Genomic DNA, 2854 nt, shown 5'->3' with positions numbered 1-2854 from the left:
CAGGAACTCGCCGTCACCCGATTTGCCTGCCTTTGGCTACAACACCATAATGCCGAGAGTCTGAACCGCACCGGGATTGTCGGCGGCTCCAACTCCTGAGAGGATGGAGCGACGATGAGCAAGACAACGAACAAGTTTTCGGCTGAGGTCCGCGAGCGGGCTGTGCGGCTGGTTCTGGACCACGAGAAGGATCACCTGTCCCGATGGGCGGCGGTTTCGTCGGTGGCGTCGAAGATCGGCTGTTCGGCGCATACGCTGAACGAATGGGTGAAGAAAGCCGAGGTGGAGAGCGGCAGCCGTGCCGGCGTTCCTCTGGATGTGCTGGAGAAGCTGAAGGCGCAGGAGCGGGAAATCCGGGAACTGCGCCAGGCGAATGAGATCCTGCGCAAGGCCTCGGCTTATTTTGCGATGGCGGAGCTCGACCGCCGACCGAAATGATGCTGGGTTTCATCGAGGCCCACCGCCAGGAACACGGGGTCGAGCCGATCTGCAAGGTGCTGCCGATCGCCCCATCGACTTGGCGGCGGCATGCGGCGCGCGCGGCCGATCCGGCCAAGCTGCCGGCGCGGGCACAACGCGATGCCGACTTGAAGGCCGACATCCGGCGGGTGTTTGAGGAGAATTTCCAGGTCTATGGGGTGCGCAAGGTGTGGCGGCAGCTGCAACGCGAGGGCATCCAGGTGGCGCGCTGCACGGTCGCGCGGCTGATGCGGGAGATAGGCCTGCGCGGTGCCATCCGCGGCAAGCCGGTGAAAACCACCATCGCCGACAAGGGATTGCCCTGTCCGCTGGACCGGGTGAACCGGCAGTTCCGGGCCGATAGGCCCGACCAGCTGTGGCTTTCCGATTTCACCTACGTCTCGACCTGGAGCGGCTTTGTCTATGTGGCTTTCATCATCGATGCCTTTGCTCGGCGGATCGTCGGCTGGCGAGTGTCCCGGACGGCCGATGCCGGCTTTGTCCTGGATGCCCTGGAGCAGGCCCTGCACCAGCGCCGGCCAGCCGGGAAATCCGGACTGGTCCATCACTCGGACAGGGGCAGCCAATACCTGTCCATCCGCTATACCGAGCGGCTCGGCCTGGCCGGCATCGAACCGTCGGTCGGCAGTGTCGGGGACAGCTACGACAACGCCTTGGCCGAAACCGTCAACGGTCTCTACAAGGCCGAACTCATCCACAGACGAGGACCATGGAAATCCTTTGAAGCCGTTGAATACGCCACTCTCGAATGGGTCGACTGGTTCAACAACAGGCGCCTGCTCGAGCCCATCGGAAATATCCCACCGGCCGAGGCCGAACAACGCTATCATGACGCCGTGAACGCTCAGCCCCTGGCGGCATGACTCACGAACTTTTGCCGCCGACAATCCCGGCGGGGTTCAGACGCGAGACATGACGGAACCGTCTTGCTCGCGTATTTACAGATGATCAGCGATAATCATCCCGGTTATTGTACCGCCATGTGTCGGTGCGACGGGATGAGGCGCTCGTCTGACCTATCAGGTAACCAATCATAACGCCGACTGCTATCCCGACGATAATGCCTATCGAAGGGTTTTCTGTCAGCACTGTCTGGGCCATGGAAAGGTTCTTGCTGCCCTGCTGACGAACCTGAGCGGCCGAACGCTGAGCGGTGTCCCAAATACCCTGAGGCTCTTGCTCATACGCCTCCGATGCTCGGTCCCCAATATCCCTGTCGTGCTGCGAGGTAGTAACAGTCATGCGATCGGATTGGCTGCTGAGATCAGGACGATGGTTGCCGGTATTGTTGCCGGTATTAGAGCCAATGGTGATGCTTACCGGCTTGCTGGCCTCATCAATCTCACCCGTTCTGCTCTGTGTTGACGATGTAGCTGGAGAAATCACGGACGCTGCTTCAATTCGGCTGTCACTGGTCTGCGATGGACTTCTCGTCGCCGTTTCATCGTGAGTGGTCTCACCCTGAGTGTCACTGGAAAGCGCGGGAGTACCTACTGTCGCGATGAGCGGAGGCGTAGTCGCTGGAGGGCTCGTTCCGAAAGTCATCCTGGAAGTCGTTTGATCCAGATCAACACCTCTTTCGGCCGTGGATTGACCCGTATTGCTTGACTTTTCGATGGTTGCTTCGTCGGGCCCATACGCTTTTTTTGTCACCGGTTGGTTGTCATCAGTCGTCGCGCTGTCTATAGATTTGGAGTTTTCCTTCGTAGGATCGGCGGCGTTTTCAGCACCCTGCCTGAGAATTGTATTTGTCGGAGGTGTTCCCGGAGTTCCGGCCATATCTGCTCTCCCCCACCTATTATATGGTTCACAACGTCAGTGTTCTGACCGGTTCCTCTGGAGCCAAGCTGCATCAGCGCGACCTACTGCTGGCTGCCCGCCGGTTCCGCGAGGGAGATCGAGTGCATGGTCCGCTACCGTCTTGACCCACCGGTCTTGCTGAGCTTAATCGATTTGCTGACCGCTGGCGCTCTGTTCAATGGTGTAGCCGCAGCACCTTCTATCGCGGATAATCTATTGTCTCTGCCATCTCAGCACGCTCGATACTGAGACCACTCTTGTCCCCTAGTAGTGACCATCTCGGTGCAGCCTATAAACCATCGGTATAGCCCAATGTTAAATTACGAGTACTCTAAAATTTAACGTGCACTGGTAATAAGCCGGGCAGAAGGGGTGTCGCTGCAACCAATGTCGTGAGTGTCGATTGTGCTCGCGTTTGTGTATGGCGCGGATGCTAACTGGCAACCACACACCTATGCTACCCCTGCCACCCCTTCAACATGATCGAAGTTACCGCTCCGACGCTGCGAAGTACCAAAAGCACGGCTCGGAATTCAGGTTAACGCTCATTTAATCTGAAGCAGCTTGAGCAGGA

General features: G+C 58.5%; 2 protein-coding genes and 1 other annotated feature. Of the genes, one reads left to right on the top strand and one right to left on the bottom strand.

Annotated features, from left to right (window positions below; genetic code table 11):
* The first annotated feature begins 114 nt into the window (after window positions 1–114).
* A protein-coding gene (locus AC5JJ6_RS07285) for an IS3 family transposase (protein ID WP_496041398.1) occupies window positions 115–1343 on the top strand; the annotation gives its coding sequence in 2 pieces (ribosomal slippage) (window positions 115–403 and window positions 403–1343; 1230 coding nt in all).
* Window positions 396–512 (top strand) — a sequence feature (AL1L pseudoknot). Its footprint overlaps the gene before it by 117 nt.
* Window positions 1344–1428: 85 nt before the next feature.
* On the opposite strand, the gene AC5JJ6_RS07280 is transcribed toward AC5JJ6_RS07285, so the two are convergent.
* Window positions 1429–2259, bottom strand: a complete 831-nt coding sequence (locus AC5JJ6_RS07280; RefSeq protein WP_496041397.1) for a hypothetical protein — start codon at window positions 2257–2259, stop codon at window positions 1429–1431.
* Window positions 2260–2854 lie beyond the last annotated feature (595 nt).

Source organism: Skermanella sp. (assembly GCF_059503625.1).
The sequence above is the reverse complement of the archived record's forward strand: the minus strand, read 5'-3'. Positions and strand labels throughout refer to the sequence as shown.